The sequence below is a fragment of the Chryseobacterium sp. HMWF035 genome (genome assembly GCF_003094695.1).
GTDB lineage: Bacteria > Bacteroidota > Bacteroidia > Flavobacteriales > Weeksellaceae > Chryseobacterium > Chryseobacterium gambrini.
Window position 1 is genome coordinate 1 of sequence record NZ_QEHP01000058.1, and the last position, 22,235, is coordinate 22,235.

The 22,235-nt window shown below is 35.1% G+C and carries 25 protein-coding genes and 1 other RNA gene; 24 read left to right on the forward strand and 2 right to left on the reverse strand.

The window, feature by feature from the left end; genetic code table 11:
• The 6 genes from DD829_RS23540 to DD829_RS10315 form a co-directional block, all read left to right on the forward strand.
• Positions 1 to 601: hypothetical protein (locus DD829_RS23540; protein ID WP_165814852.1), on the forward strand; the 601-nt coding region annotated here is incomplete at its 5' end.
• Between the two features lie 232 nt (positions 602 to 833).
• A complete protein-coding gene (locus DD829_RS10295) occupies positions 834 to 1,238 on the forward strand; it encodes a hypothetical protein (RefSeq protein ID WP_116547710.1) in 405 nt (134 codons plus the stop codon).
• 145 nt (positions 1,239 to 1,383) lie between these two features.
• The gene (locus tag DD829_RS10300) at positions 1,384 to 1,518 is read left to right on the forward strand and encodes a bacteriocin-like protein (protein WP_108408686.1); all 135 of its coding nucleotides are present in this window, start codon (positions 1,384 to 1,386) and stop codon (positions 1,516 to 1,518) included.
• Between the two features lie 416 nt (positions 1,519 to 1,934).
• Complete coding sequence (locus DD829_RS10305; protein WP_108408685.1) at positions 1,935 to 2,447, forward strand: DUF421 domain-containing protein; 513 nt, start codon at positions 1,935 to 1,937, stop codon at positions 2,445 to 2,447.
• Positions 2,448 to 2,449: 2 nt separating this feature from the next.
• Complete coding sequence (locus tag DD829_RS10310) at positions 2,450 to 2,944, forward strand: GNAT family N-acetyltransferase (protein WP_076390141.1); 495 nt, start codon at positions 2,450 to 2,452, stop codon at positions 2,942 to 2,944.
• Positions 2,945 to 3,051: 107 nt separating this feature from the next.
• Positions 3,052 to 3,342 carry a hypothetical protein gene (locus tag DD829_RS10315; protein ID WP_108408684.1) on the forward strand — a complete coding sequence of 97 codons (291 nt, stop codon included), beginning with the start codon at positions 3,052 to 3,054 and terminating at the stop codon, positions 3,340 to 3,342.
• 210 nt (positions 3,343 to 3,552) lie between these two features.
• Here DD829_RS10315 and DD829_RS10320 read toward each other — a convergent pair whose 3' ends face one another.
• Positions 3,553 to 3,867: a DUF4286 family protein gene (locus tag DD829_RS10320; protein ID WP_108408683.1), complete on the reverse strand. Its 315-nt coding sequence runs from the start codon at positions 3,865 to 3,867 to the stop codon at positions 3,553 to 3,555.
• Between the two features lie 147 nt (positions 3,868 to 4,014).
• Between DD829_RS10320 and gyrA the strand changes: the two genes are divergently transcribed.
• The 6 genes from gyrA to DD829_RS10350 all read left to right on the forward strand — a co-directional run bounded on the left by gyrA (position 4,015) and on the right by DD829_RS10350 (position 11,103).
• Complete coding sequence (gene gyrA / locus DD829_RS10325; protein ID WP_108408654.1) at positions 4,015 to 6,606, forward strand: DNA gyrase subunit A; 2,592 nt, start codon at positions 4,015 to 4,017, stop codon at positions 6,604 to 6,606.
• 33 nt (positions 6,607 to 6,639) lie between these two features.
• Positions 6,640 to 7,677, forward strand: coding sequence for a tetratricopeptide repeat protein (locus tag DD829_RS10330; RefSeq protein WP_087710290.1), 1,038 nt, complete (start codon positions 6,640 to 6,642; stop codon positions 7,675 to 7,677).
• Between the two features lie 580 nt (positions 7,678 to 8,257).
• Complete coding sequence (locus DD829_RS10335; protein ID WP_076390536.1) at positions 8,258 to 9,094, forward strand: 1,4-dihydroxy-2-naphthoyl-CoA synthase; 837 nt, start codon at positions 8,258 to 8,260, stop codon at positions 9,092 to 9,094.
• A gap of 72 nt (positions 9,095 to 9,166) precedes the next feature.
• Positions 9,167 to 10,096, forward strand: coding sequence for a 1,4-dihydroxy-2-naphthoate octaprenyltransferase (menA, locus tag DD829_RS10340; protein ID WP_108409413.1), 930 nt, complete (start codon positions 9,167 to 9,169; stop codon positions 10,094 to 10,096).
• Positions 10,097 to 10,105: 9 nt separating this feature from the next.
• The gene (locus tag DD829_RS10345; RefSeq protein WP_116547712.1) at positions 10,106 to 10,387 is read left to right on the forward strand and encodes a hypothetical protein; all 282 of its coding nucleotides are present in this window, start codon (positions 10,106 to 10,108) and stop codon (positions 10,385 to 10,387) included.
• A 29-nt stretch (positions 10,388 to 10,416) separates the two neighbouring features.
• Positions 10,417 to 11,103, forward strand: a complete 687-nt coding sequence (locus tag DD829_RS10350; RefSeq protein WP_116547713.1) for a metal-dependent hydrolase — start codon at positions 10,417 to 10,419, stop codon at positions 11,101 to 11,103.
• Between the two features lie 105 nt (positions 11,104 to 11,208).
• On the opposite strand, the gene ffs is transcribed toward DD829_RS10350, so the two are convergent.
• Positions 11,209 to 11,306: signal recognition particle sRNA small type (ffs, locus tag DD829_RS10355), an RNA gene on the reverse strand.
• Positions 11,307 to 11,437: 131 nt separating this feature from the next.
• Between ffs and DD829_RS10360 the strand changes: the two genes are divergently transcribed.
• From DD829_RS10360 to DD829_RS10415, 12 genes are all read left to right on the forward strand, one after another.
• The gene (locus DD829_RS10360) at positions 11,438 to 12,037 is read left to right on the forward strand and encodes a DUF4199 domain-containing protein (RefSeq protein ID WP_108410651.1); all 600 of its coding nucleotides are present in this window, start codon (positions 11,438 to 11,440) and stop codon (positions 12,035 to 12,037) included.
• 17 nt (positions 12,038 to 12,054) lie between these two features.
• A complete protein-coding gene (locus DD829_RS10365) occupies positions 12,055 to 13,005 on the forward strand; it encodes a glycosyltransferase family 2 protein (RefSeq protein ID WP_108410648.1) in 951 nt (316 codons plus the stop codon).
• A gap of 48 nt (positions 13,006 to 13,053) precedes the next feature.
• Positions 13,054 to 13,764, forward strand: coding sequence for a DUF3667 domain-containing protein (locus tag DD829_RS10370; protein WP_165814853.1), 711 nt, complete (start codon positions 13,054 to 13,056; stop codon positions 13,762 to 13,764).
• A 6-nt stretch (positions 13,765 to 13,770) separates the two neighbouring features.
• Entirely contained in the window at positions 13,771 to 14,472 is a 702-nt protein-coding gene (locus DD829_RS10375) for a GIN domain-containing protein (protein WP_108410650.1), read from the forward strand.
• A 9-nt stretch (positions 14,473 to 14,481) separates the two neighbouring features.
• A complete protein-coding gene (locus DD829_RS10380) occupies positions 14,482 to 15,096 on the forward strand; it encodes a hypothetical protein (protein ID WP_123906844.1) in 615 nt (204 codons plus the stop codon).
• Positions 15,097 to 15,229: 133 nt separating this feature from the next.
• Positions 15,230 to 16,945 carry a phospho-sugar mutase gene (locus DD829_RS10385; RefSeq protein ID WP_108410010.1) on the forward strand — a complete coding sequence of 572 codons (1,716 nt, stop codon included), beginning with the start codon at positions 15,230 to 15,232 and terminating at the stop codon, positions 16,943 to 16,945.
• A 15-nt stretch (positions 16,946 to 16,960) separates the two neighbouring features.
• A complete protein-coding gene (locus tag DD829_RS10390) occupies positions 16,961 to 17,869 on the forward strand; it encodes a hypothetical protein (RefSeq protein WP_108410011.1) in 909 nt (302 codons plus the stop codon).
• A 20-nt stretch (positions 17,870 to 17,889) separates the two neighbouring features.
• A complete protein-coding gene (locus DD829_RS10395) occupies positions 17,890 to 19,143 on the forward strand; it encodes a pyridoxal phosphate-dependent aminotransferase (protein WP_108410012.1) in 1,254 nt (417 codons plus the stop codon).
• A gap of 85 nt (positions 19,144 to 19,228) precedes the next feature.
• Positions 19,229 to 19,951, forward strand: a complete 723-nt coding sequence (gene kdsB / locus DD829_RS10400; protein ID WP_108410013.1) for a 3-deoxy-manno-octulosonate cytidylyltransferase — start codon at positions 19,229 to 19,231, stop codon at positions 19,949 to 19,951.
• Positions 19,952 to 20,041: 90 nt separating this feature from the next.
• Positions 20,042 to 20,704 (forward strand): histidine kinase, encoded by a 663-nt coding sequence (locus DD829_RS10405; protein WP_076390160.1) that lies wholly within the window; start codon positions 20,042 to 20,044, stop codon positions 20,702 to 20,704.
• 21 nt (positions 20,705 to 20,725) lie between these two features.
• Complete coding sequence (locus DD829_RS10410; protein WP_108410014.1) at positions 20,726 to 21,304, forward strand: glutathione peroxidase; 579 nt, start codon at positions 20,726 to 20,728, stop codon at positions 21,302 to 21,304.
• A gap of 59 nt (positions 21,305 to 21,363) precedes the next feature.
• A complete protein-coding gene (locus tag DD829_RS10415; protein WP_108410015.1) occupies positions 21,364 to 22,152 on the forward strand; it encodes a tetratricopeptide repeat protein in 789 nt (262 codons plus the stop codon).
• The last annotated feature ends 83 nt before the right edge of the window (positions 22,153 to 22,235 follow it).

Below are 22,235 nucleotides of genomic sequence, written 5' to 3' on the forward strand. Positions count from 1 at the left end.
AGGTTATACCGCAATACAAATAGTATTACATGAAATAAAACAAGGAATTAAAGATAAAGAAGGGAAATTTTTTTATGTAAATCATCTTATTGATTCATCAGAACAGGCTTATTATAATTCACTTTCAAGACCTTTAAATTTCGAAGAGGTTAAAATTTTTATAGAGCATACAGAAAGACCATTACAAACTAATATAATTATGGAACAGTTTAATTTTGGAGAAGGTTCAACATTTAGTGGAAATCAGTTTGGAGGAAGCAACAACACTCAAACAAACAATTTTAACTCATATGCAACAAATCCAGACGTTTTAAAAGCAGAAGAAATTTTAAAAGAATTTCAGCAATTACAAGTGGAAAATGAAGAGTGGAAAAACATTTTTACTGAGGGAATGAAAGATTTGATTGAATTAAAAGAAGCTGAAACAGAGGTTACAATACAGGAATCTAAAACGACATTAAGAAAATGGCATGATACAGTATTTGATTTAGGAAAAAGACTTAATGATTGGAAAAATATTACTTTTTTAGGTGTAGACTTTGTAGAAAAAACACCAAAACTATTAAATCTGTTACACCATGTAAGTCAAATTCTAAATTAATTTGTTTTAAAATATAGGCTAAGTTGATGAAATTTAGCCTTTTTTATTTATAATATTACTCCCAATATTAATTTTTCAAAAATTTTCAAATTTTATTCATCTGAAAATCAGTAGTTTAAATTACAATGTTAACTAAATGTTAACTCAATGTGAAATTATTGTAAATTATTTTATATATCTTTGGTAAAGAAATAGTAAATAAGTTTAATATAACATTTAAAACCAAAGAGTTATGAAAAATAAAATTCAGATATTTATTGCATCCTTATTTATATTTGGAATTGCAGTTTTTACATCAAATACAAAAGCACAGGTCAAAAACAGTAATTTAATTCAGGAAATCAAGCTTAATAAAAATGATGCTTTTACAGATATTAGAAAAGAGTTGTTGAATAATTTTGACTTTACCAATTATGAGTACAAACATGGCGTTGTGAATTCAGAAGTAAAATTTAATATCACAGAAAGCGGAAAAATTGTTAATGTTCATTCAACAGGTGATTGTAAGAATGTAAGTAAAGAAATCGAAAATGTACTGACCAATTTAAAGGTGAAGCAGAAAAAGCTAAACCAAGATCAAAATACCATTGCTTATACTTATGTAATGCCAGTTACCGTACAGATAGACAACAGATAACATTCATAAAATCTTTTATACTGAGCCATACAATTTCTGTATGGCTTTTTTATTTTAGGTGTAAATAATGAAAATTTTAAATATAAAGTTGTAATAACTACGAAAAATATTCGTTATAAATTTGAATCAGCAAAATTAAAACAATATGAAAAATTTGAAGAAGCTAAGCAAGACAGATCTGAAATCAGTATACGGCGGACAGCCGAAACAATACTGCGTTTTCTGCGTAAGAATCAACAAGCTTGTTTGCAGTGAAGCTCAGATCTCACAATGTCCTTAACAAATTCAGACCGCTTTTTAGAAGGCGGTTTTTTTATACTTCAAAAATTTTTAACACGAAGTTCGCAAAAGTTATTTTGAAATCATTGAAAATATTTTTTGTTCGCAACGGTACTTCGGCAAACTCAGCATAAACTATTCACTCAGCAAATGATAGCTGAGTCTATTGATTTTTTTTAATCGAGCAATTTTTGTTCTTCAAAAGACTTGTAAAATGAACGTTCTTAAGATAGCGTTCCTACGGAACGCCGAACATCTTGCGATAAGATTTCTAAAAAGATAAATTCCATAGAATTTTCTACCTTTTTGTTTTAACAGCTTTAGCAAATAATCCCTGAGCAAATCTAAACTTTTTATTTCCCACTTCTCAAACAGACGGTAAAAATTTATACATTTGATCGTATAATAAAAACTGTTGTGAATCCTATTTTAGATGTCGTTCTGCGTTCGCTCTGTGTTTATCTTTTCATGGTGATCGGAATCCGTGTTTTCGGGAAAAATCAGCTTTCGCAGCTTAACGCAGGAGACGTTGTTCTGCTGCTCCTGATTTCCAATGCTGTTCAGAATGCCATGGTAGGACAGGACACCTCGCTTCAGGGAGGCTTAATTGCTGCTCTGGTTCTTTTTGCGGCTAATTTTACCTTAAAAAGATTCATGTTCAGAAGTCCTGCTTTTAAAAGCTTCATGGAAGAAGATCCCGTTATCCTTATTAAAGATGGAATAGTAGACGAAAAAGCGCTAAACAAAGTAAAAATAACTTCCGATGAACTGGAAGAAGCAGTGAGAGAACACGGTGTCGGAGGTTTCGATGAGGTAAGACTTGCTGTACTGGAAGTGGATGGAAACATCAGTGTGGTTTCTGAGGATAACAAAAGTAAACAGACCCATTATTCCAGAATTAAAAGAAAAAACAAACGAAAATATCATTAGCCATGAACTACGAGCTTAGAGAGATGCTTCCGAAAGATGAAGCCAGAGTTTTAGAAATTTTCAGACAGGGAATCGAAGGCGGAAAATCAACCTTCGAAACAACCGTTCCGACTGCCGAAGCATGGAATATGGATTATTATAATGACTGCCGCTGGGTTTTGGAAAATGAAAACAACGAAGTTGTTGGCTGGTGCGCCCTGAAACCCGTAAGCAAAAGAGAAAGCTACAAAGGCGTTGCTGAAGTAAGTGTGTATTTCGATAATGATTATCAGGGAAAAGGATTAGGCTCTGTTTTACTAAAAAAGATGATTCTCGACAGCGAAGACCACGGCTTCTGGACATTGCAGGTGAACATATTTCCCGAAAACGAAGGCGCTCTGAAAGCACATCAGAATAACGGCTTCAGGATTGTGGGAACAAGAAGGAAAATAGGAAAACTTAATGGTGAGTGGAAAGATGTTATTATGCTTGAAAGAAGAAGTGAGACTGTTTTTTAACATAAAAAATACTAAAGTTTCTTAAATGTTCACATAAAAGCAATGATAAATAATTATTGGCATTCAGATTGTAATTTTTCATGATGTAATTTGAAAAATATATATTTATGAAGATGCTGACTAAAATTTTGGGACTATTCCTGATTGTTTTTTCTTTCGCGTACTATAATGCCGCACCTCTGCAAAGAGGTCATGGACGAGGGCACGGACACGGACATGGTCCTAAAAAACATTATTACCATGGTCCGCACAGACCCCATTACAGAACAGTGGTGTATCACAGACCTCCGAAACGTTATTATAAGAAACATTATTACAGACCTGTAAGACGGACGTATTATGCTCCAAGACCGCAGAGAGTCTATCACAGCAGACCTGTTGTTATTGTTAATTTATAAAAGATATAAGCATTGAAAACTTTCACTGCTTTTTTATTTTACAGATGTTAAGATTTAGCAAATCGTTCATTCTCTTACACATTTGATTTTTGAAAGCAAATCTATTAAAAAAGAGTTTTAATAATATACATAAAAAAGGCTGTAACGAAAGTGATACAGCCTTTTCTTTTATTAAATCTCAACCTAAATCTAAATCTAAATCTAAACCTTTTAAAGCCTCGATTTCTTAGGATTCAGAAAAGTATTGAAAATCATGACTTCCTGTCCGAATTTTGCTTCAATTCTTTCTGCGATATTCTCCATTTCGCTTCTAATGAAATCTTCCCTAAGTTCATCATTGTCAAAAATCAGAAGAAGATTGTAGTTTTTTCCTTCTTCAATATAGTCGCTGTGTACTTCAGATAGGATATATTGATTAACGTCCATCAGATTTTCCGTCATTAAAACCAGGGTCTCATCCATATAATTTTCCCATTTTTCAAGATTATTTTTTGTGCAATGGAAAGTTATACTTAATATGCTCATATTTTATGAATTTTTAAGATTCTGTAGATAAATTTTACGGCAAAAATCGGCAAATTTTTCGTAAATTAGCCCGTTAATAAAAATACAAAAAAAATAATTTTCAGACGTATAGCTAAGGGTCTGACTATCATTATAATAAAATTGTTTATGCAAAAAGAAGGAGAAAGACTGATTCCTATCAACATTGTTGATGAAATGAAGTCATCTTATATCGATTATTCGATGTCGGTTATCGTTTCGAGAGCGTTACCTGATGTAAGAGATGGCTTGAAACCCGTTCATAGAAGAGTACTTTACGGTATGTATGGATTAGGGGTTTTTTCTAATCGAAAGTATTTAAAATCTGCGAGAATTGTTGGAGACGTTTTAGGTAAATATCACCCGCACGGAGACTCCTCTGTATATGATGCAATGGTAAGAATGGCCCAGGACTGGAGCTTGCGTTATCCGCAGGTAGACGGACAGGGTAATTTCGGTTCCATGGACGGAGATCCGCCTGCAGCAATGCGTTATACAGAAGCAAGACTGAAAAAAATCTCTGATGAGGTGCTTTCGGATCTGGACAAGGAAACGGTAGATTTTCAGAACAACTTCGACGACAGTTTACAGGAACCAACAGTTTTACCTTCAAAAATTCCGAATCTTTTAGTTAACGGAACTTCCGGTATCGCGGTAGGGATGGCAACCAATATGGCTCCGCACAATTTGTCCGAGTCTGTAGATGCAATCTGCGCTTATATTGACAACAGAGAAATTACGATCGATGAATTAATGCAGCACATCATTGCTCCGGATTTTCCTACAGGTGGAATTATCTATGGGTACGACGGAGTGAGAGATGCGTTCCATACAGGTCGTGGCAGAGTAGTTCTGAGAGCAAAAGTAGCTTTTGAAGAAATCGGAAACAGAAATGCAATTATTGTAAACGAAGTACCTTATCAGGTGAACAAAGCGGAGATGATTGCAAGAACTGCGGAACTGGTAAAAGAAGAGAAAATTCCGGGAATTTATGAAATCAGAGACGAGTCAGACAGAAGAGGTCTTCGTATTGTTTATGAACTGAAAAATGATGCGATTCCGAATGTTGTCCTGAACTTACTTTATAAATATACATCACTTCAAACCTCTTTCAGTGTAAACAATATTGCATTGGTTCACGGAAGACCCGAGCAGCTCAACTTAAAAGACATCATCCATCATTTCGTAGAGCACAGACATGAAGTAATCGTAAGAAGAACCCAGTTTGAGCTTAGAAAAGCTAAAGAAAGAGCGCACATTCTTGAAGGTTTCATGAAGGTGATCGGTTCTCAGGATTCTTTAGATAAAGCGATTTCAATCATCCGTCACTCTGCCAATCCGCAGGCTGCAAAAGAAGGATTGATCGAAGCTTTCGAGCTTTCTGAAATTCAGGCTCAGGCAATTCTTGATTTACGTCTTGCCCGTTTAACAGGAATGGAGCTTGACAAGATCCGTGATGAATATGATGCAATCATGAAAGAAATTGCAGATTTGGAAGATATTCTGGCAAACGAACCAAGAAGATTCCAGATCATCAAGGATGAATTAACTGAAGTAAAAGAAAAATACGGCGACGAAAGAAGAACCGAAATTGATTATTCAGGAGGAGAAATGTCTATCGAAGATATTATTCCGAACGAATCTGTGGTTCTTACCATTTCCCACGCAGGATATATTAAAAGAACTTCATTATCAGAATACAAAATCCAGAGCAGAGGCGGTGTAGGAAATAAAGCCGCAACTACAAGAGATGCAGATTTCCTTGAATATATTGTTTCGGCAACCAACCACCAATATATGCTGTTCTTTACAGAAAAAGGAAGATGTTACTGGTTAAGAGTATTTGAAATTCCGGAAGGCTCCAAAACAGCAAAAGGAAGAGCGGTACAGAACTTAATTAACATTGAACCGGACGATAAGATCAAAGCTTACATCAGAACCAACAACTTAAAAGATTCTGAATATGTAAACCAGATGAGCGTTGTGATGGTAACGAAAAACGGAACCATTAAGAAAACTTCGCTGGAAGCATATTCAAGACCTAGAGTAAACGGGGTAAATGCTATTGAGATCAGAGATAATGACCAGTTGTTAGGTGCTTATTTAACGAACGGTACTTCGCAGATCATGATTGCTACGAAAAACGGTAAATGTATCCGTTTCCCAGAAGAAAAAGTAAGAGAAGTAGGAAGAGGATCTATCGGAGTTCGTGGTATTGCAATGGAAGAAGACGATGAAGCAATCGGTATGATTGTTGTAAATGATGTGGAGAAAGAAACAGTACTTGTGGTATCCGAAAAAGGATACGGTAAGAGAACAGCCGTAGAAGATTACAGAATTACCAACAGAGGAGGAAAAGGAGTTATCACGCTGAATATCACTGAAAAGACAGGAAATCTTATTGCCATTCAGAATGTAACGGATGAAGACGGATTAATGATCATTAACAAATCGGGAGTTGCCATCAGAATGGGAATGGACGAAATGAGAGTGATGGGTAGAAATACACAGGGCGTAAGACTGATCAATCTTAAAAAGAATGACGAAATTGCTGCGATTGCAAAAGTAGAAATGGACAAAGAAGTAGAAGAAGAATCTGAAGAAAATGAGGAAGGGGTTGTAGGAACGCTATTTGATAACCAGGAAGACAATACAGATGCTCCTCAAGCTGAAAATGAAAATCCGGCAGAGGAAACTGAGAATTCTGATTCGGAAGAATAATTAATATTGTACAATTAATATAAAATAGTGATTATGAAAAAGCTAATTTTAGGGATAGCTATCGTGGCATCTGCTTTTGTTTTTGGACAAAAAGAAGATACTAACGCTAAACTTCAGGAAGCTAATAAAGTTGCAATGGATGCTTATAATGCAAAAAACTATGCAGCGGCAGCGCCTAAGTTTATGGAAGTTTACAACTTGTTGAAAGCTAACGGACAGGACAATAAAGTATATATGTATTACTCAGGATTGAATTATGCGTTAGCAAACGATATTCCTCAGGCTACAAAAATATATACAGATTTGATCAGTTCCGGTTATACAGGTGTTGAAACCACTTATACGGCAAAAGACAACAAAACAGGTCAGGTTGCCAGTTATGATAAAAATACCTGGGAATTATTAAAGAAAACATCATCAAAAGACTATTCAGATTTTAAAACGGAACAGTCTCCAAGTGTTGAGCAGGATTTATATGAAACTTTAGCGACTTTATTAATCAATGCAAAGAAAAACGACGAAGCTTTAGCGTTAATTGAAAAAGGACTGGCTAAATTTCCGAACAGCTCAAAACTGAAAGAATATCAGGGAAGTGCACTGTATGCATCAGGAAATACAGAAAAGTTCATGGCAAATTTAAAGGAACAATTGGCTAAAAACCCTAATGATGCGACCAACTGGTACAATTTAGGAGTTCTTCAGGCAAAAGATCCTGCAATGTCAACAGAAGCCATCGCATCTTTCCAGAAAGCAATCGAGTTAAAGCCTGATTTTGCTAATGCATATCAGAACTTAGTATACACTGTAATCGGAGACGATGAAAAAGCTGTATCTGAGATCAATGCATTAAGAAAGACAAAACCGGACGATGCTACAAAATTAATTGAAGCAAGAAAAGAAAGGTTTACAAAAGCAATTCCTTACGGGGAAAAATGGCTTCAGGCATTACCAAACGATATTACAGCTGTTCAGGTAATGAAGGATGTGTATAATACATCTAAAAATACAGCCAAGTATAATGAAATGAAAGCTAAAGAAGCTGAATTGGCAGCAAAACAGCCTGCAAAATAATTTCAGATACTTTCATTTAAATATAAACCGGAACATTTTTGTTTCGGTTTTTTTTATTCAGTAGAAACAGACATTTTCTTGCTTTAGTAATGTAATATTAGATATCTGTCACTCTGAAAGAAGCGAAGCGTATTGAAGAATCTGTTTCTATTGCCCAAATTCATTCTTCAAAAAAAATGGGCTTTGCATTAAAATAATTTTAGTTTCCAAATATTCATCATCCAATTTGGCTTAGCCAAAACTGTCTATTTAGTATTAAATTTCTATTATTCATAAAGAAGCATCTGTAGTGAAAAATCTATTTTTTATTGTTGAAATTCTTCCTTCGTCAGAATGGCAAACATGATCTATTTTCCTGTAAAAATATCCTCAGTCAATCTGCGCAAATCTCAAAAATCTGCGGGAGGAAAAAGAACTTCATTATGTATTGATTATCTAATTTGGTTTAAAAAACTTTGCGTTAAATAATTTCAAGCATCAAAAAAGCTATCATTCAAACCAAAATTCCCAAGATTTATCATCAAAAATCAATGTTAAAATTCTCTGCAATTCCGTATCTTTGAGAAAAATTTTTACAAAAATGATTGAGTGGAAAACCGCCAAAGAATACGAAGATATTACGTACAAAAAATGTAATGGGGTAGCGAGAATTGCTTTCAACAGACCGGAAGTTCGTAACGCTTTCAGACCAAAAACAACCTCAGAATTATACGATGCTTTTTATGACGCTTATGAAGACCCGAAAATTGGTGTTGTCCTGCTTTCAGGAGAAGGACCAAGTCCGAAAGACGGAGGCTGGGCATTTTGCAGTGGTGGAGATCAGAAAGCAAGAGGACACCAAGGATATGTAGGAGAAGACGGAAGACACCGTTTAAATATTCTTGAAGTTCAGCGTCTCATCCGTTTTATGCCAAAAGTCGTAATCGCGGTAGTTCCGGGTTGGGCTGTTGGTGGAGGACACTCTCTTCATGTGGTTTGTGATCTTACTTTAGCGAGTGAAGAACACGCAATTTTCAAACAAACTGATGCCGATGTTACCAGTTTCGACGGTGGTTACGGATCTGCTTATCTTGCAAAAATGGTAGGACAGAAAAAAGCCCGTGAAATTTTCTTTTTAGGAAGAAATTATTCCGCTCAGGAAGCTTTCGAAATGGGAATGGTAAATAAAGTGGTTCCTCATGCAGAACTGGAAGATACAGCCTATGAATGGGCACAGGAAATTCTTGCAAAATCTCCTACTTCCATCAGAATGCTGAAATTCGCCATGAACCTTACAGACGACGGAATGGTTGGGCAGCAGGTTTTTGCAGGTGAAGCAACACGTTTAGCATACATGACAGAAGAAGCAAAAGAAGGAAGAAACGCATTCCTCGAAAAAAGAAAACCGAATTTCGGAGACGATCAGTGGATATCTTAATATAAGTAATTGGCAATGAGTAATGAGCAATATGAACATTATTTATTACCAATTATTCATTACTTATACATTATGAAAGATTGGATAAAAGCCGCAAGGCTTAGAACGTTGCCGCTGTCACTCAGCGGAATTATTATGGGAGCTTTCATTGCAAAATGGAGGCTTTATGGTGAAGGCGGAATCTGGGACTGGAGAATTTTTGCTTTGGCATTAGTCGTAACATTATTATACCAGATCCTTTCAAACTACGCCAATGATTACGGAGACGGAATAAAAGGAACCGATGCCAAAAGAGCGACAGAAGCAGAAGCAAGAGCAGTAGCCTCAGGAAAAATTACGGCAAAACAGATGAGAAATGCAGTTATTCTTTTCTCCGTTTTATCTTTTATAGCAACAGTAGCCCTTTTATATGTGGCGTTTATTCCCAATTATATGAATGAATTTTACATATTCATCGGTTTGGGAATCTTGAGCATTTTAGCGGCAATTGGTTATACGGTGGGTAAAAAGCCTTACGGATACATGGGATTGGGAGATATTTTTGTATTTATTTTCTTCGGTCTGGTTTCTGTCTGCGGAAGTTATTTCCTGTTTACCAAATCGTTTAGCTGGGATATGTTATTGCCCGGAACCGCAATCGGAATGATGAGCATGGCTGTTCTGAACCTTAACAATATGAGAGACATTGAAAGCGATAAACAATCAGGGAAAAACAGTTTTGCACTGAGAATCGGCTTCAAAAATGCAATGATTTATGAAATGATTCTTTTGCAGCTTCCTCTGATTTTAATTTTGTTGTTCTTAGGAGTCAATGGTTTTTTCCAGACTCAGAATTACAAAGTGTTTATTGTGATGATCTTAATGATTCCTTTAATGAAAATCAGAAGAAAGATTATGGCCGTAAAAAATCCGAGAGAACTGGATCCTTTCCTGAAACAGGTAGGAATCATGACGTTTATGATTGCAGCTCTTACCGCAGTAGGACTTAATCTGTTTGGTTAAAATAATAATATGACCGCTTTAAAAATTACATCCAGTTTATCCGTAGCAGCAGCATTCATTATAATTTACAGTTTAATTAATGAAATGCAGGATGGGGCGTCTTTCTCAGAGATTGCCTTTCTGCCATTTTTAATCCTGATTGCTGTTTTGGCAAACGCGGTTATGGCGGTGCTTTTTTTAGCAGGAAAAATAAAGCTGATAAAGGAATTCCTTATTATCCAGATTTTTATCTTGATGCTTACCGGCTTCATAATATTTCAGATTTTATTTAATTCAACAATTTCAGACTAAATCAAAATATAATTTTTAAATAAATTAAAATGAAAATACAATACTTAGGACAAAATTGCTTTTTGTTCACGTACAAAGACAAAACAATTTTATCAGATCCATTCTATAACTACAAAAAAGCAGAATCAGGATTCGATATTTCTGCACAGAAAATCGATTATATTTTATTGACTCACGCGCATGGAGATCACATTGCGGATGTAGAGGAAGTTTTACAGCATCATCCGGAAGCAACACTTATTGCAGTTCCCGAAATCTGCGGATATTTCAAAAATGCAAAAAATACAGACGATGTCAACTTAGGAGGATCGGCAAAAATCGATGATCTTAAAATTTCTATGGTTCCGGCTCATCACACAAGTTCGTTTCCGGACGGAAGCTATGGCGGCGTTCCTGTAGGTTATATTTTCAGACTTCCTGAAGGTAAAAACCTATATATGGCAGGAGATACCGGAGTAATGGCGGATATGGAGCTGTTTCCAAGGTTATACGGTAATTTAGACCTTTCCATCCTTCCGATCGGAAGTCACTACACAATGTGCCCGAGAAAGGCAGCATTTGCAGCATCAGAATTATTAAAAACTCCAAAAGTGATCGGATGTCATTTTGATACTTTCCCTGCTATTGAAATTAATCATGAAAGTGCATTAAAGCATTTTGAAGATAAAAGTGTAGAACTTGTTTTACCAAAACTGGGAGAGACGTTCGATTTTTAAATAAATGTTGGGAGGTAGTTTGAAAACAGGAATCAAAATGTTGAAGTATATAAAAACAAAAAAAGATAATTATCAAATTACCTCTCTTCAACTTAAACCAATAAAAAATGGCAAGCTACCTAAATCACACCGCTACGACCAATTACCTTTGCTGCGTTCCCACCCTGGAGGATTCTCAGGAGCTGGTTGTTTAGGACTTGCCGTTGCAAAGGTAGGAATATTTTGCAAAACTCAAAACTTTATTAAAGAAAATTAATTGAAAAAATTGGCTTGCAGAGGTAGTTTACTGAAATTCAGACCAATAATTTTTCAAAAATTTTCAAAAAAATTAGATATGACGAAGAGCCCTTCCACATTAGGAATTTTACTGTTTGGCGCTACGATGATTGTTTTTTTCGTGGTGTATTACTTCTTTTCAGGAGTTAATTATTTTGATATTTCATTGAAAGCCAATGCTTTCGTTTTGCCGATTCTGTATGCGGGAGCCGCATTCTGGTCGGTGAAATCGTACTGGAGCAACCACAAAACGGTGAGCTTCAAACAAGCATTCAATAGAGCTTTCGTTCCCATGTTTATCGGGGGAATTTTATCCATTTTCAGCATTTATGCTTTCTTAAATTTTGTGGATACAGATGCAAAAAAGCTGCTGAATTATCAGTATGTAACAAGACAGAAAGCGGAAATGGATAAAGAATATTATTCCGCAAGAAAAGTTTTAAAGCACCAGAAAGATATTGATGAACTGGATAAAAAGTACAAAGAAAGACTTCCAAGCTTCTCTCCGGAGGCAGTAAAAGGAAAAGATATGCTTACTGCAAGTCATTTTTCAGGATATTTTGCGGCAATTCTTATATTTTACGTAGTTTTGTCAGTGTTTTTCGGAGCGTTTTTCAGAACAAGAACAATCTATCAGGAAGAACAAAACCAAGAATAATTTTTTATTAAAATTAAATGAATTTATCTATAGTTATTCCGTTACTGAATGAGGAAGCCTCTCTGGAAGAGCTTTTTTCGAGGATTGATCGTGTTTGTAAATCAAACAGTTTATCTTATGAAATCTGGTTTGTGGACGATGGAAGTACGGATCTTTCGTGGAGCATTATTGAGAATCTGAAAGTACAGCATCCTCAGATCCACGGAATTAAATTTTCTAAAAATTACGGAAAATCTCAGGCGCTTCACGCTGCCTTTGAAAGAACAAACGGCGATGTCATCATCACCATGGATGCTGATTTACAGGATTTTCCTGAAGAAATCCCTGAACTTTACAATATGGTTGTTCAGGATAATTACGACATTGTTTCCGGCTGGAAAAAGAAGCGTTTCGATAATGTAATGACGAAAAACGTACCGTCGAAACTATTCAATGCTGCAGCTAGAAAAGTGTCCGGCGTTTATCTGCACGATTTCAACTGCGGACTGAAAGCTTACAAAAAGCAGGTCGTAAAATCCATTGATGTTTACGGAGATATGCACCGTTACATTCCTGTTCTGGCAGCTAATGCCGGATTCAGAAGAATTACGGAAAAAGAAGTACAGCATCAGGCGAGACCTTACGGAACTTCAAAATTCGGAACCGAAAGATTCATCAGAGGATTTCTGGATCTGGTAACGCTTTGGTTTGTAAGTCGTTTCGGGGGAAGGCCGATGCATTTCTTCGGAGCGGTGGGAACTTTAATGTTTATCGTAGGTTTTCTTTCTGCACTTTGGCTGGGAGTTTCGAAACTCATTGATGTAGCAAGAGGAATTTATGGTCATTTAATTACCAATAATCCGTGGTTTTTTATCGCTTTAACCATGATGATTATGGGAACCTTACTTTTCGTTGCAGGATTTTTAGGTGAAATGATTATCAGAACCAACAGAGAACATAAAAATTATAATATTGACGAAGTAATTTAACGGAAAAAACAATATATTTAATCATTAAATATGAATAAAAAACGTTGTTTGAACTGTGGTCATTCGGTTTCCGATGAGTATTGTGCTCATTGCGGACAGAAATCTGACACGGCAAGAATAACCCCGGTTTTATTCATTAAAAATGATGTTTTAGGCTCTATATGGCATGTAGAAGCAAGGTTTTTGAATACGTTGAAAGAAATTTTAATAAGACCCGGAATAACGGCAACCAACTACATTAGTGGAAAAAGAATAAGGTATTACAATTTTATTTCACTGCTGCTTATTCTTTTTGGGTTTAACGTTATTGCCTTTCATCTGTTTGTTAATACGGCTAAAATAGATCTACAGGCAGAAGATTCCAAAACCATAGATTTTTTTTCAAAATATTCCAAAGCAACCTTATTGTTTTTAATACCTGTTCTTGCCTGTAATGCATGGATTGTATTCAGAAAAATAAAGTTTAATCTTGCAGAGCATTTTGTAATTGCTACGGTGAGTTTAATAGGGATTCTTGTTTTTTTTCTTACCGATGATCTCATCAGTATCATGGGAACTTACAAGCCTCTTTCAGGAATTTCTGATGGTATTGACCGGGTTTTGGAAACTGCATTTGTTTTCTTTCCTGAATTTGCTTACATTAATGCATTCAGGAAAAATTATTCATGGGCAGGGCTTGCCTGGAGACTTCTTGTATTTTATATATTAGTTCTTTCAGAGATCCTTGCCGTGATGTTGTTTATTGAAAAATTCCTATAATTTAAAATGAAAAAAATATTTTTAATCATCATAATGGCTTCTGCGGTTTCCTGCGGAAAAGTTTCCCCAAAAGGAAATATTGAAAGGAAGGACGTAGATGTTTCAGAATTTGTAAACCTCGATCTGGAAGGAAAATTCCGTGTGTTTTATGCAAGAGGAAATAAAAATTTTATAGAAATTGAAACCTATCCGAATGTTGCCGATAATCTTGATGTGGATGTAAAAGATAAAACCTTAACCATCAGAGAAAAACGAGGAACAAAAGGAGTTGATTTTTATAATGTAACGATCTATTCAAAATACAATCTGGAAAAAGTAACCGCTTCAGATTCTGTAGAAATGAATATTTCGAGCGAAATTAAAACCGATAATTTTAAGCTGAATTTAAAAAATTATGCTACTTTTATGGGTTCGGTAAATACAAGAAGGGCAGAAGTGGAAATGATGAACCGAAGCAGAGCCAATTTTCTGGGGCAAACCAAAGATGCTGTCATTAAAGTATCTGATACAGCAAGTTTAATCGCTCCTTACTGGAAAATTGAAAACCTGAATATCGACTCTAAAAACGGAAATTACGCCGAAGTGAATGTAAAAGATTCATTAAAAGGACATATTCAGAATACGGCAAAATTTGTGTATTATAATGATCCGGTTAGGGTTTTTAAAATTGATAAAACGACTAGGGTAGAAAATAAGAAATTAGATTAAGAGAACGTATTGGAAGAGAAAAAAATATATGAGGCTGAGAGCTTTATTCATGTTGATTTCAGAGATCACGTGAGGCTTCGTCCTAAAATGTATTTTGAAGACTGTTTTAGGGAAAACAATCTAAATGCTCTTGTATTTGGATCTTTGTGTCATGCTATTGATGAATATTTTGATGAAAATTGCAGTGAAATTATAATTAATGCCGTAGGAAATTCATTAAAAATAGAATATAATGCAGGAATGTCTTTAGAAAAATCTCGCGATTTAACTAGAGCAGAATGTATTATGACTAAAATTGGCGCATGTAGCAATGAGAAGAAGCATTTGGAAGTAGGAGATGAATTTTGTCGGGTTGGAATGGCAATAATTAATACTGTCTCTGAAAAATGCGAACTCAAGACAATTTTCAGCAGACAAGAAGGTCATTTTATTTTTGAAAAAGGAAAAACAGTATCGAAGGAAATTATTAAAACGGGTAATTCTGAGGATTTTACAGCAATAAGCTTTGAGATCAGCAAAGAGATTTTTGGAGATTCTGTTTTTGAATTAAATGATTTGCAATTGAAATTAAATGCTTTGAAAGAAAGACTGCCAAATTTAAAAATTGAGACAAATAATTTATAAATAAGTGCTTATCATTTTGCATGAAATGAAGAATCTTTTATAAACAGATTTCTCCTTCGTCGAAATGACAAATGCTGAAACGATAAAACAAAGAAATTAAACCGGAACTTTACAAAAATTAGAAAATACAAATATGACAACATTAGAAAAAGCAAAACTTTGGTTGGGCGAAACATTTGATGAGGAAACAAGAAAGGCTGTTCAGGAATTAATCGACAGCAATTCGCCTGATCTGGAAGACTCTTTTTACAGAGAACTGGAGTTCGGAACAGGAGGAATGAGAGGAATTATGGGCGTTGGAACCAACCGTTTAAATAAATATACTTTAGGTCAGGCAACACAGGGACTTGCAAATTATATGCTGAAGCAGTTTCAGGGAGAAGAAATTAAAGTGGCAATTGCTTATGACGTAAGAAATAACTCAAAAGAATTTGGAAAACTGGTGGCTGATGTTTTAACGGCAAACGGAATCAAGGTATTGCTTTTCAAGGATCACAGACCGACTCCTGAATTGTCTTTTACCGTGAGAAATAAAAAATGTCACGGAGGAATTGTTTTAACGGCTTCCCACAATCCGCCGGAATACAACGGTTACAAAGTATACTGGAACGACGGGGCGCAGATTGTTCCGCCACATGATGAAGCAATCATCAATGAAGTCTATTCTGTAAAATTCGAAGAAATTAAATTCAACGGAAATGATGATTTAATCGAATGGATCGGGGAAGAGCAGGATGACGTTTACATTGATGCGTGCATTGAAAACTCTACCTATCAGAATGTTGGAAAAGAAAATTTAAACATCGTTTTCACATCCATTCACGGAACAACTTATACAACCGTTCCGAAAGCTTTGGAAAAAGCAGGTTTCAAAAAAATTGATCTTGTAAGAGAACAAATGATCCCAAGCGGAAATTTCCCGACGGTAGATTCTCCGAATCCCGAAGAACCAGCCGCTTTGGAAATGGCAATGGATCTGGCGAAAATTACCAATGCAGACATCGTGATCGGAACAGATCCGGATGGTGACAGACTGGGAATTGCGGTAAGAAATCTTGATGGTGAAATTGAATTGTTAAATGGAAACCAGACCAATACGATCCTTACCTACTATATTTTAAACGAATGGAGAAAGCAGGAAAGAATCACGGGAAAAGAATTCATCGGTTCTACCATTGTAACTTCAGATATTTTCTTTGATATTGCACAGAAATTCGGTGTTGACTGCAAAGTTGGATTAACCGGATTTAAATGGATCGGAAAAATGATCCGTGATTTCGAAGGCAAAGAAAAATTCGTTTGCGGGGGCGAAGAAAGTTTCGGATTTATGACGGGAGATTTCGTACGTGATAAAGATTCTTGCGGAAGTATTATTTTAGCCTGCGAAATTGCAGCGTGGTGTAAAGCCAACGGAAGAACAATGTACCAATACATGATCGAAATTTATCAGGAATTGGGAATGTATTATGAAGGATTGGTAAATCTGGTAAGAAAAGGAAGAGACGGAGCGGAAGAAATCCAGAATATGATGAAAAATTTCCGTGAAAATCCTCCAAAAGAATTGGCTGGTTCATTGGTTGAAGAGGTAAAAGACTTTAAAGAACAGACTAATTTTATCGTTTCAAAAGGTGAGAAGCAAGTAATGAACGATATTCCGAAATCGAATGTATTGATTTATTACACTCAGGACGGAACCAAAGTCTGCGTAAGACCTTCAGGAACAGAACCAAAGATTAAATTCTATATTTCTGTAAAAGATTCCATTACTTCTGAGGCAGATTTCAGAGATAAATTGAAGTCTTTAGAAGCAAAAATAGAAGAAGTAAGAAAGGATTTGAAATTAGATTAATTTCATTCGATCTTCATGATAAAAAGAAGTTTAGCGGCTTTTATTCTGTTGATTTTTATTTTTTCATGCAAAAAAGAAGCACCAAAAACTTCTGCAGGAAAGATAGAAAAAGACACCGTTTCAAAAGCAGAAACAAAAAAGGATTTGTTTAAGCCTATTGATACTGCCTGTTCTTCCAGAAATAAGACGGAAGATTACATTGCAGCGTTTCAGTGGTATCAGCAGAAAGCAGAAAAAGAAATTACTCAGAATTCACCTGAACAGAATGATAAATTATACGAAGATTATATCAGGATTCGTGAAAAATATACAGCTTGTTTAAGCGAAAGTCTGAGTAAGATCCTTGAAGAATATGTGAATTATTATGATTCCGAAAGCAACAGTTACAAGTTTCCTGAAAATATAAAGAAACTAATTGCCGAACTAAAGAAAGCTGATCTTGAATTTACAGAAGTAGGAGAAGGATATACCGAAATATATTCGGTTCCGGATCATTATTTTTCTGTATTTAAAGATAAAGTAACCCCGGATTATAATACGTATATCGAACAGTTAGCGAAAGAAAGCGAAGGTCTTTATTCGGCGGATGCAGGATTGGTAATTTCATGGAAAGAGTTAGGAGAAAGGACTGTTTTTTGGGAAAATTTTATAAAAAAGTATCCTAAAAGTTCATTGATTTCCAGAGTAAAAGAAATATACAATAATTATTTGTATGATTATTTATTCGGTATGGAGAATACACCAACTTACGAGTTTTTGGATGGAACCATATATGACGAAAACAGGAAAGAATTCAATAGGATCATAAAGAAATATCCGAATTCTGCTGTAGCTAAAAAGGCAAAAGAATTAATCAGCCTTCTGAATGCAAAAGTTCCTGAAGAAGAAGTTGTAAGAAAAATAAATATTAGAAGAAAATATTAAATAAATTTAAATAAAATAAAGTGAAAGTTTCAAAATTAGCGGCGAACCTGATTGGTTCTGAAATTGTAAAAATTGGTAATGAAGTAAACGATTTAAAGGCAAAAGGAGCGGAGATTGCCAATCTTACGATTGGTGATTTAAATTCTAATATTTATCCGATTCCGGCAAAATTGAAGGAAGAAATTCAGAAAGCTTATCAGAATAATCTGACAAATTATCCGCCTGCAAACGGACTTTTATCTTTAAGAAAAGAAGTTTCCAAAGATTTAAAAACCAGATGGAATTTAGATTATTCTCCCAACGATATTTTGATTACGGCAGGTTCAAGACCTTTGATCTATGCAGTGTACAAAACAATCGTGGACGAAGGGGATAAAGTAGTGTATCCGATTCCGTCTTGGAACAATAATCATTATGCTTATCTTACATCAGCTAATGCGGTGGAAGTAAAAACAACTCCTGAAAACAATTTCCTTCCGACTGCGGATGATCTTAGACCTCATTTAGAAGGAGCAGTTTTATTGGCACTTTGTTCACCGTTGAATCCTACCGGAACCATGTTTACAAAAGATCAGCTTGCTGAAATCTGCGAACTGGTTTTAGCGGAAAACAAAAAAAGAGGTGAAGACGAAAAGCCTTTATATTTAATGTACGACCAGATTTATTCCAACCTTACTTTTGGGGCGGAACACGTAGATCCGGTTTCCCTTTTCCCTGAAATGAAAGAATTTACGGTGTATATTGACGGTATTTCAAAATGTCTTGCCGCAACAGGAGTTCGTGTAGGATGGGGATTTGGTCCGGTTCATATCATGGACAAAATGAAAGCTCTTTTAACGCACGTTGGAGCTTGGGCACCAAAACCTGAACAGGAAGCAACGGCAAAATATTACGAAAATCCTGAAGATGTGAATGAGTTCGTTGAAGATTTTAAAAACAAACTGGAAGCCAGCCTGAAAGTTCTTCACGGCGGAATTCAGGATTTGAAAGGAAAAGGACTTTCTGTTGACAGCATCGAGCCGATGGGAGCACTTTATCTTACGATTAAATTAGATTATATCGGAAAAGCAAAACCGGACGGAACGGTGATTGAAAACTCTTCTGATTTAGTATTCTATTTAATCAATGAAGCAGGTGTTGCTTTGGTTCCGTTCTCTGCTTTCGGAGAAGAAAAATCAGAACCTTGGTTCAGAGCTTCTGTAGGAGGTTTGGCAATCGATGAAATTGAAGTGATGATGCCAAAACTGGAAAATGCTTTAAATGCTTTAAAATAAAATATTGAAAAAATATACCAATCTAACAGTGTAACAGTTTAATAATTGTTACACTGTTAGATTTTTAAATTATTATATTGATAGTATGAAAATTATCGCAGTTATTCCCGCACGTTATGAAGCAAGCCGTTTTCCGGCGAAACTGATGCAGTTGCTTGGAGATAAAACCGTTATTACAACCACTTATCAGAATGTCGTGGAAACAGGTCTTTTTGATGAAGTTTTTGTGGCAACAGATTCTGAAATTATTTTTGATGAAATCATTCAGAATGGTGGAAAAGCCGTAATGACCGGTCAACATGAAACCGGAAGCGACCGTATTGCCGAAGCGGTGCAGAATATCGACTGTGATATCGTGATCAATGTTCAGGGAGATGAACCTTTTTTAAAATTAGAACCTTTACAACAATTAATTGAAGTTTTTCATCAGGATGACAATCAGGAGATTTCTTTGGCTTCGTTGAAAATAAAACTCACTGAAAAAGAAGAGATTGAGAATCCGAATAACGTGAAAGTAATTACCGACAACAATAGTTTCGCATTGTATTTCAGCCGTTCTGTGATTCCGTTCCATCGTGAAATTTCGTATAATGTTGATTATTTCAAACATATTGGGGTCTATGCCTTCAGAAAGCACGCTTTGATCCAGTTCTCAAAACTGGAAATGAAACCTCTGGAGATTTCAGAAAAGATAGAATGCATCCGCTATCTCGAATATGGTATGAAAATCAAGATGATAGAAACCAATTTCGTTGGCGTAGGAATAGATACGCCGGAAGATCTTGAAAAAGCAAGAAGATTAATTTAAAAACGTGATGTAATTCACATTTTCAAATTGTTTCATTTTCAATTTTTCAAATTAAAAAAGCCTTATATTTGAATTGATAAAATAAAATTAATGAAGAAGTTACTTTTAGTATTCGTCCTGATTATTTCACAGTCCTTTTTTGCGCAGACCGCCAAAGAAATTATTGATAAAAACATTGAATTGTCCGGAGGATTAACCAATTGGAAACTATTAAATTCAGTATTGCTGCAGGGAAGAGTTATCCTGGGAATCAAGGATGAATATCCTATCAAAATTTATCAGCAGCGTCCGAATCTTACCAAAACCGTCATTACTATTAGCGGAAAAGATACAGCCATTGAAGGCTACGACGGATCAAAAGGATATGCAATGAATTATGCGACCAACAAAGTTCAGGAATATGCAGGATATGTAGCGGAAAGTTTCGACAATGATTTTATAGATTGGGAAAATAAAGGATTTGAAGCGAAATATTTAGGCAAAGAAGTGGTAGGAAATATTTACTGTCATAAAGTGGAATTAACGAAAAATGTTAACAAAAACATTTATTATTTCGACACAAAAAACTATATGTTGCTGAAAGAAGTAAAAAAAGATGAAACTTTATCGTATTCAGATTATAAAAAAGTCGGAAATTTATCCATGCCTTTCAGAATAGAATCTTCCAGTGCAAAAAAAGACGGAGATTATGTAATGCTCATCAACAGGATTGATATTAATAAGGTATTTCCTGCCAATACATTTAAATTTTAAATCAGATAATAAAATTTAGTTATGAAAAAGTTATTTTTAATGTTCTTGTCAGTTGTTGCATTTTTCCACAGCTGCGCTCAGAAAAAAAGTGAAGAATCTAAAGCTAAAACCAAAGAACTTATGGGAAAATCAATATACGACTTCAAGGTCGATGCCTTGGAAGAAGGAAAGCAGATTAATTTTGCAGATTTTAAAGGAAAGAAAATCCTTATTGTAAATACTGCTTCAGAATGTGGATTTACTCCTCAATATGCTGATCTTGAAAAAGTTGCTGAAGAGTATAAAGACAAATTGGTGGTGGTAGGATTTCCTGCCAACAATTTCGGAGGTCAGGAACCGGGAAGCAATAAAGAAATCGGAGCTTTCTGCCAGAAAAATTATGGAGTAACATTCCCGATGGCTGCCAAAGTTTCAGTAAAAGGAAGCGACACAGCTCCAATCTTCCAATATTTAACAGAAAAAGACCTGAACGGAGTAAAAAATACAACCATCCTTTGGAATTTCACCAAATTTTTGGTAGATGAAAACGGAAAACTGATTGATTCTTTCGTAAGTACAACAAAACCAACGGACGAAGCGATTACGAAGTATTTGAAATAACATCAAAAAAATATATTTTTGTAAAGTGGATTTTGATCCACTTTTTTATTTTAAAATTTATGAAAAAACTACTAACCATTTTTATTTTGATTTTTTCAGTTAAAACATTTTCACAGGATTTTTATTTTTCCGGTAAAATGAATTACTGCACCCCGGAACATGCAGATTCTAGGAAAGGCTTTGAGACTTCTTTTTTAGGATTAAAATACCCTCAGTATTATGGAGGAGTCACGGCGCTACTTTTGAAAATAGTAGAAAAAGATCCTAAATACTGTGATGCTTATTTTATGGCTGGATATTTTTTCAGATTGCAGGAAATGCACAAAGAAGCACTAACTTTATATTACGTTGCAGATAGCCTTGCTCAAAATAAAGCTCCGATTTTTAAACAGAATTTAGCCATAGAATTTATGAAATTCGGAAAGGTAGATAAGGCTAGACAAAAGTATGAGGAAATGATAAAATATTTCCCCGAGAATCCTGAAGGCTATTACGGAATTGGTAATACTTCTATTGTCATGGGAGACTATGATAATGGGTTAAAAAATCTGAAGCAAGCCGAAAATTTATACAATACTTCGGGAAAAGTTAAAGATGATCTTATTTATATGTACGGAATGTTGTACACCTTAAAAGAAAACTACGATGTAGCTTTACCGTACCTTGAAGACGTTTACCCGACATATAAAAAAGATGATGGATATCTTTCTTTATATGCACTTGCACTGATAAAAGTAGGTAAAAGTAAAAATGATGAAAAACTTATCAAGAAAGCTCAAAAAACTTATGATAAGGTAAAAGATAAAGTTATAGTTCCGGAAATCAGAAAAAAGTTGGTAATGTACTGAAAAATAGTTGGTGAAATTCAGGATATATTTTAATAAATTATGCACGTTAATCCGAAGAGGACAAAAGCACTGGTGGAGATCAA

Bases quoted from the DNA above. Each gene is read 5' to 3' on its own strand.
- DD829_RS10295 (WP_116547710.1), top strand. From the start codon at position 834: ATGAAAAATAAAATTCAGATATTTATTGCATCCTTATTTATATTTGGA.
- DD829_RS10300 (WP_108408686.1), top strand. From the start codon at position 1,384: ATGAAAAATTTGAAGAAGCTAAGCAAGACAGATCTGAAATCAGTATAC.
- DD829_RS10310 (WP_076390141.1), top strand. From the start codon at position 2,450: ATGAACTACGAGCTTAGAGAGATGCTTCCGAAAGATGAAGCCAGAGTT.
- DD829_RS10315 (WP_108408684.1), top strand. From the start codon at position 3,052: ATGAAGATGCTGACTAAAATTTTGGGACTATTCCTGATTGTTTTTTCT.
- DD829_RS10320 (WP_108408683.1), bottom strand. From the start codon at position 3,867: ATGAGCATATTAAGTATAACTTTCCATTGCACAAAAAATAATCTTGAA.
- gyrA (WP_108408654.1), top strand. From the start codon at position 4,015: ATGCAAAAAGAAGGAGAAAGACTGATTCCTATCAACATTGTTGATGAA.
- DD829_RS10330 (WP_087710290.1), top strand. From the start codon at position 6,640: ATGAAAAAGCTAATTTTAGGGATAGCTATCGTGGCATCTGCTTTTGTT.
- DD829_RS10335 (WP_076390536.1), top strand. From the start codon at position 8,258: ATGATTGAGTGGAAAACCGCCAAAGAATACGAAGATATTACGTACAAA.
- menA (WP_108409413.1), top strand. From the start codon at position 9,167: ATGAAAGATTGGATAAAAGCCGCAAGGCTTAGAACGTTGCCGCTGTCA.
- DD829_RS10345 (WP_116547712.1), top strand. From the start codon at position 10,106: ATGACCGCTTTAAAAATTACATCCAGTTTATCCGTAGCAGCAGCATTC.
- DD829_RS10350 (WP_116547713.1), top strand. From the start codon at position 10,417: ATGAAAATACAATACTTAGGACAAAATTGCTTTTTGTTCACGTACAAA.
- DD829_RS10360 (WP_108410651.1), top strand. From the start codon at position 11,438: ATGACGAAGAGCCCTTCCACATTAGGAATTTTACTGTTTGGCGCTACG.
- DD829_RS10365 (WP_108410648.1), top strand. From the start codon at position 12,055: ATGAATTTATCTATAGTTATTCCGTTACTGAATGAGGAAGCCTCTCTG.
- DD829_RS10375 (WP_108410650.1), top strand. From the start codon at position 13,771: ATGAAAAAAATATTTTTAATCATCATAATGGCTTCTGCGGTTTCCTGC.
- DD829_RS10385 (WP_108410010.1), top strand. From the start codon at position 15,230: ATGACAACATTAGAAAAAGCAAAACTTTGGTTGGGCGAAACATTTGAT.
- DD829_RS10390 (WP_108410011.1), top strand. From the start codon at position 16,961: ATGATAAAAAGAAGTTTAGCGGCTTTTATTCTGTTGATTTTTATTTTT.
- kdsB (WP_108410013.1), top strand. From the start codon at position 19,229: ATGAAAATTATCGCAGTTATTCCCGCACGTTATGAAGCAAGCCGTTTT.
- DD829_RS10405 (WP_076390160.1), top strand. From the start codon at position 20,042: ATGAAGAAGTTACTTTTAGTATTCGTCCTGATTATTTCACAGTCCTTT.
- DD829_RS10410 (WP_108410014.1), top strand. From the start codon at position 20,726: ATGAAAAAGTTATTTTTAATGTTCTTGTCAGTTGTTGCATTTTTCCAC.
- DD829_RS10415 (WP_108410015.1), top strand. From the start codon at position 21,364: ATGAAAAAACTACTAACCATTTTTATTTTGATTTTTTCAGTTAAAACA.